Raw genomic sequence first — 7046 nt, forward strand, 5'->3', positions numbered from 1 at the left:
GTCCGCTATTTATGCAAAAGCCGCCCACGCAATCGTCTCTCCTTGAAACTGATCTGGGGCGGGATTTAAGCCTATGGATTTGTCCTACGTCTGTAGGGGAAAACAGGGACACAAAGTGCCATCATTTCTGAAAGTTGGCGCCGGGCTTCTGACGCCGTTTGCTACAGGTGTTGCGCATCACGTGACTGTTTGGTCACGGCAAGACCTTGAAAACCGGGGCAGTGGCGTTTTTTTGAGGTCACAACGCAGGTCGATGGCAGCGCTGGTGTGTGGCATTTTTCCTACAGGATTTTCAGTGTTTCCTCTCCGAACTTTTAGTGGGTTCCCACCCAATCAGGGGTTACAAGCGCTGACAGGCCAGCCCCCGGGGCGGGGTTGTCCGGGTTTTACGTGTCATGTCGGCATCAGGGCCGATGCTTGAATAGGCGCAAAATCACATGAGAAGGATCTTATGCCGCCTATTTCTGCCCCTGCGGTGGCCACGCCGTCCGCATCGCTCCAGACGTATCCGCTGACCGCTGCGCAGCTGGATATCTGGCTGGATCAGCTGAGTCGCGGGGATTCGCCGCTGTACAACATCGGCGGCTACCTGGACCTCAGCGGGCCGCTGGATCCGGCGCGGATGCAGGCTGCGCTGGAAGCACTGGTAGCCCGGCATGACGCGCTGCGCACGATTCTACTGCCGGGCGCCGGCGCCGATGGCCTGCCTTTGCAGCAGTTCGCCCGGTCAGTAGCGGTGCCGATGCCGATCGACGATGTGTCGGCGCACAGCGACCCGGAATCGGCGGCGCGGGCATTGGTGCAGGCGCGAATCGATCAGCCCTTTGTACTGGACGGCGGCTGCCTGTTGCGTTTTCTGTTGATCCGTCTCGATGAGCAGCGACACTGGCTGTCCGTGCAGGCTCATCACTTGATCGTCGATGGCTGGGGCTTCGGCGAAATGTTCAAGTCGCTGGACGAGATCTACAACGCGCTGGCACACGGCCAACCGACACCGGTCGCGGCGCCGTCGTACATCGACTTCATCGAGGACAATGCGCGCTATCACGCGTCGCCGCGTTATGCGCAGGATCGCGCCTATTGGCTGGACAAGTACCGACAATTGCCCGAGCCGCTGTTGCTGCCACGGCATCAGCAGAGCCTGGCCGGTCAAACTGCGCAGACGCAGGTCTACGCGCAGCCTTTGCCGGCGCTGCTGCACGAGCGCATGCAGCAGGTGGCCCGAGCGTTCGGCGCGTCGGCGTTCCATGTGTTGCTGGCGGCGCTGCATGTCTACTTCAGCCGCACCGCACAACGTGACGAATGGGTGGTTGGATTGCCGATTCTCAACCGCTCCGGCGCGCGCTTCAAATCCACGCTTGGGCTGTTCGCCCAGGTCAGTGCGGTGCGTATGGGCTTCGGTCGCCACTGCACGTTCGCTGAACTGGTGAGTACGATCCGTGAGGAACTGCGCAAGGATTTCCGCCATCAGCGCTTCCCCGTGAGTGAGATGAACCGCGCCCTTGGCCTGCTGCGGGAGGAGCGCTCACAGCTGTTCGAGGTCACGGTGTCCTACGAGCAGGGCACTCATGATTATCGCTACGGCGAGGCGTCGGGACGGATTATCAAGGCCTCGAACGTCGAAGAGGCCACACCGCTGGCGGTGCACTTGCTGAGCAATCTGGCCAATGACGACGCGCGGCTGTACCTGATCTACAGCGAGGCGTATTTCAACGCCGATGAAGTCCAGGCACTGGCTGAACGCTGGCTGCTGATTCTGGAGCAGGGGCTGGAAGCGGTGAACCTGGCGGTGACGGATTTCGATCTGAGCACGCCGGAAGAAACCGCGCTGCTGCAACAGTGGAATGCCACGCGGGTGGACTACCCGGCCCCGACGACCATTCAGCAGCGTGTCGAAGCGCAGGCGACGCTACGGCCGCAGGCGCTGTCGGCGGTTGAGCAAGGGCAAGGCCTGACCTATGCCGAGCTCAATCAGCGCGCCAACGCGCTGGCTCATCATCTGCTCGATCTCGGGGTGCGCCCGGATGACCGGGTGGCGATCGTTGCCCGGCGCGGCCTCGACACACTGGTCGGGCTGTTGGCGATCCTCAAGGCTGGCGCCGCTTATGTGCCGCTGGATCCGACGCATCCAGCCGAGCGCCTGAGCTACCTGCTGGAGGACAGCGCGCCCATCGCGGTGCTGACCCAGCGCGCGCTACGCGGGCATTTGCCGGCGTTGTCGGTGCCGGTGATCGAACTGGATCAGCCGAGCTGGCCCGCCGAACATGTCGGCGCGCCGAAGGTGCCGGGGCTGACCCCGGCCAACCTCGCTTATGTGATTTACACCTCCGGCTCGACCGGCCTGCCCAAGGGGGTGATGGTCGAGCACCGCACCCTGTGCAATCTGGTCGATTGGCACGCTGATGTCTTCGACCTGCATGCCGGCAGCCATACCTCGAGCCTGGCCGGTTTCGGTTTCGATGCGATGGCCTGGGAAGTCTGGCCGGCGCTGTGCGTGGGCGCGACCCTGCACCTGGCGCCGGCCAGCGAGGGCAGCGAAGACATCGATGCGCTGCTCGATTGGTGGCGTGCGCAGCCGCTGGACGTGAGCTTCTTGCCGACGCCGATCGCCGAATACGCGTTCAGCCGCCAGCTCGATCACCCGACGTTGCGCACGCTGCTGATCGGTGGCGATCGCCTGCGTCAGTTCCCGCGTCAGCCATCGTTCGAAGTGATCAACAACTACGGCCCGACCGAAGCCACCGTGGTGGCGACCTCGGGACGTATCGACGCCGGGCAGGCGCTGCACATCGGCAAACCGGTGAGCAACGCCACGGTGTATCTGCTCGACGAGCAGCAGCAACCGGTGCCGCTGGGCGTGACGGGCGAGTTGTACGTCGGCGGGGCCGGGGTGGCGCGCGGTTACCTGAACCGCGCAGAGCTGAGCGCCGAACGCTTCCTGCGTGATCCGTTCAGTGCTGAACCGGGCGCGCGCCTGTACCGCACCGGCGACCTCGCGCGCTGGCGCGCCGACGGCAATCTCGAGTACCTGGGGCGCAACGATGATCAGGTGAAAATCCGTGGCATCCGGATCGAGCCGGGGGAGATCGAGAGCGCAATCGCCAGCCATTCGGCGGTGCGCGAAGCGGTGGTGCTGGTGCGCGACGGGCAATTGCTGGCGTGGTTCACCGAGCAGGCGCCGCTGGACATCAATGAGCTGCACGCGCAGCTGAAAACTCGCCTGAGCAGTGCCATGCTGCCGAGCGCCTATGTGCGTCTGTCGGCGCTGCCGCTGACCGCCAACGGCAAGGTCGATCGCAAGGCGCTGCCGGCGCCCGGGCCGGACGATCTGATCCGCCGCGAATACGAGGCGCCGCAGGGTGAGGTCGAAATCGCCCTGGCGCAGATCTGGGCCGAAGTCCTGCAAGTCGAGCGGGTCGGGCGTCACGATCACTTCTTCGAACTCGGCGGGCATTCGTTGCTGGCGGTGATTCTGATCGAGCGCATGCGTCAGCTCGATCTGAGCAGCGACGTGCGCGTGCTGTTCAGTCAGCCGACCCTGGCGGCGCTGGCGGCTTCGGTCGGCAGCGGTCGGGAGATCGAAGTGCCGGCCAACCGCATCGCCGCCGATTGCACCCATATCGCGCCAGAGATGCTGCCGCTGGTGCAACTGCAGCAGGCGGACATCGAACGGGTCGTCGCCACGGTGCCGGGCGGCGCGGCTAACGTGCAGGATATTTATCCGTTGGCACCGCTGCAGGAAGGCATTCTCTACCACCACATCACCGCTGAGCAGGGCGATCCGTACCTGCTGCAATCGCAACTGGCGTTCGACAGTCTTGAGCGCGTCGAGGCTTTCGCCGCAGCGTTGCGAGAAGTCATGGCGCGGCACGACATTCTGCGCACTTCGGTGCTCTGGGAAGGCCTGAGCACCCCGGTGCAGGTGGTGTGGCGCGAGGCGATTCTGCCGTTGCAGGAGGTCGAGCTGGACCCGGCCGACGGCCCGATCATCGACCAGTTGCACCAGCGCTTCAGTGCCCGGCGTTATCGCCTCGACGTTAGCCAGGCGCCGCTGATGCGCCTGGTGTATGCCCGTGATCCGGCGCTGGATCGGGTGGTGGGGATTCTGCTGTTCCATCACTTGGCGATGGATCACATCGCCCTCGAAGTGATGCGCAGCGAAATGCGGGCCAGTCTGTCGGGGCAGGTCGTGGCGCTGGCGCCGCCGGTGCCGTATCGCAATTACGTGGCGCAGACGCGGCTGGGCGTCAGCGAGCAGGAACACGAGGCGTTTTTCCGTGAGCAACTGGCGGACATCGACGAGCCGACCCTGCCATTCGGCCTGCAGGAAGTGCAGGGCGACGGACGCGGCATCGACGAAGCGCAGCAGGCGTTGCTGGCTGACGTCTATCAGCGTCTGCGCACCCAAGCACGACAGGCCGGGGTCAGCGTGGCGAGTCTGATTCATCTGGCCTGGGCGCGGGTGCTGGCAGCGACGTCGGGCCAACAGCGTGTGGTGTTCGGTACGGTGCTGATGGGGCGTATGCAAGGCGGCGAGGGCGCCGACCGGGCCTTGGGCGTGTTCATCAACAGCTTGCCGTTGCGCATCGATGTCGATGCCGGAGTGCTGGACGCGGTGCGCGCCACCCATGCGCGGCTGACCGCGCTGCTCGGGCATGAGCACGCTTCGCTGGCACTGGCCCAGCGCTGCAGCGGCGTCGCCTCGCCGTCACCGTTGTTCAGCGCTCTGCTCAATTATCGGCACAGTGACGAGTCCGAACTGCTGGAGCCGTCCAGCCAGGCCTGGCAAGGCATCGAAACCCTGGCCAACGAGGAGCGCACCAATTACCCGCTGACCATGAGCGTGGATGATTTTGGCAACGGCTTGCGCCTCACCGGCAGGGCCGTGGCGCAGATCGGCGCGCAGCGGATTTGCGGCTACATGCAAACCGCGTTGAGCGGCCTGGTACAGGCCTTGGAGCAGACTCCGCAACAACTGTTGAACCGCTTGCCGATCCTGCAAGCCGAGGAGTTGCAACGTTTGCTGATCACGTTCAACGCCACCGAGGTCGATTGTCCGCTGGACCAGCCACTGCACGCGTTGTTCGAAGCACAGGTGCGGCGTAAGCCGGACGCCATCGCGCTGCAATCCGCGCAGGGAACCCTGACTTACCTTGAGCTCAATCAGCGCGCCAATCGTCTGGCCCATCACCTGCGTGAACTCGGCGTGCAACCGGACTCGCGCGTAGCAATCTGCGTCGAGCGCGGACTGGATCTGATCGTTGGTTTGCTCGGCATCCTCAAGGCTGGCGGCGCCTATGTGCCGCTGGATCCGGACTATCCGCTGGAGCGCCTGAATTACATGTTGCAGAACAGCGCGCCGGTCGCACTGCTGGTGCATGGCGCCACGCGGCAATTGCTCGGCGAACCGAGTGTGCCGCTGATCAATCTGGATCACGGCAGTTGGGAGCTGCAGCCGTCAGGAAATCCGCAGGTGCCTGGCCTGAATGCTTCGAATCTCGCTTACATGATCTACACCTCGGGCTCCACCGGATTGCCCAAAGGCGTGATGATCGAGCATCGCAGCGCCTGCAACATGGTGCACTGGGGCTCGCAGCTCAGTCCGCCGACCGAACACGGTGCGCTGCTGCAAAAAGCGCCGTTCAGCTTCGACAGTTCGGTGTGGGAGATCTTCTGGCCGCTGTGTTCCGGGATGCGTCTGGTACTGGCGCGACCGGACGGCAACCGCGATTCGGCCTATGTGGTGCAGACCATTCGCGAGCATCAGGTCACCGTAGTCAAATTCGTTCCTGCGTTACTGCAGCAGTTCATTGAGCAGGACGGTGTCGAACAGTGCACCAGCCTGACCGATGTGCTCAACGGTGGTGGCGAACTCAGCGCAGCGCTGGCCCGCCAAGTGCGCGATCGCCTGCCGTGGGTGCGGTTGCACAACGTTTATGGCCCGACTGAAACCACGGTGGACAGCACAGGCTGGACGCTGGAACCGGACATGCCGGTGCCGGACAACGTGGTGCCAATCGGCACAGCACTGAGCAACACGCGGCTGTACGTGCTTGATCCGTACGGTCAACCAGTGCCACATGGCGTCAGCGGTGAGTTGCACATCGGCGGCGTCGGCGTGGCGCGTGGTTATCACGGTTTGCCGGAAATGCAGGCCGAGCGCTTCATCGACAGCCCGTTTGTGGCGGGTGATCGCCTGTACCGCACTGGCGATTTGGCGCGCTACAACAATCATGGGGAACTGGAATTCCTCGGCCGCAACGACTTCCAGATCAAGCTGCGGGGCTTGCGTCTGGAGCCGGGGGAAATCGAGGCACGGTTGATCGAACATCCGGCGATTCGCGAGGCGGTGGTGATGGTCCGCGATGAGCGTCTGGTGGCCTGGTACAGCTTGCGCGCCGGCATCGACGCGCCATCGTTGGAAACCTTGCGCGGCCAAGTGCTGGAGCGTTTGCCGGAGTACATGGTGCCCGGCGCGTTTGTGCGGCTCGACGCTTTGCCGCTGACACCAAACGACAAGATCGATCGCAAAGCCTTGCCGGAGCCGGGAGCCGACGCAGTCATCAATCGCCCATACGTGGCACCCGAGGGTGAAGTCGAAACCGCGCTGGCGCAGATCTGGAGCGAAGTGCTTGGCGTCGAACAGGTCGGTCGCCATGACAACTTCTTCGAACTCGGCGGGCATTCGTTGCTGGCGGTGAGTCTGGTGGCGCGCATGCGTCAGAGCGGTTTGCACACCGACGCCCGTGCGCTGTTCAGCCAGCCGACGCTGGCGGCACTGGCGCTCAGCACCACACCCGAGGCGCAGCAAGTGTTCATCCCGCAAACCACCATCCCGAGCCTCAATCGCAAACGCCGGCTCTAGCCCGGAATTGATTGTGTAAACCAAACCCTGTGGGGGATTGCGGCGGCCGAGCCGGCGGCTTGTCCCCGCTTCCCATGTCAGCCCCGCAAGCCCCGATGTTTTAGTTTTTCCAGGCTGCGCACAGCAGGCACGGACTCGCGGCTGCGCGCTCCTTTTTCTCGTATTTACAGCAGGTTATCCC

General features: G+C 63.9%; 1 protein-coding gene. It reads left to right on the plus strand.

Going from position 1 to position 7046, the window contains the following annotated elements; genetic code table 11:
* Positions 1-451 precede the first annotated feature (451 nt).
* Positions 452-6865 carry a non-ribosomal peptide synthetase gene (locus QMX91_RS05735; RefSeq protein WP_282412388.1) on the plus strand — a complete coding sequence of 2138 codons (6414 nt, stop codon included), beginning with the start codon at positions 452-454 and terminating at the stop codon, positions 6863-6865.
* Positions 6866-7046: the final 181 nt, after the last annotated feature.

This window comes from Pseudomonas sp. PS01299 (assembly GCF_029960145.1).
Classification (GTDB): domain Bacteria; phylum Pseudomonadota; class Gammaproteobacteria; order Pseudomonadales; family Pseudomonadaceae; genus Aquipseudomonas; species Aquipseudomonas putida_A.

Bases quoted from the DNA above. Each gene is read 5' to 3' on its own strand.
- QMX91_RS05735 (WP_282412388.1), top strand. From the start codon at position 452: ATGCCGCCTATTTCTGCCCCTGCGGTGGCCACGCCGTCCGCATCGCTC.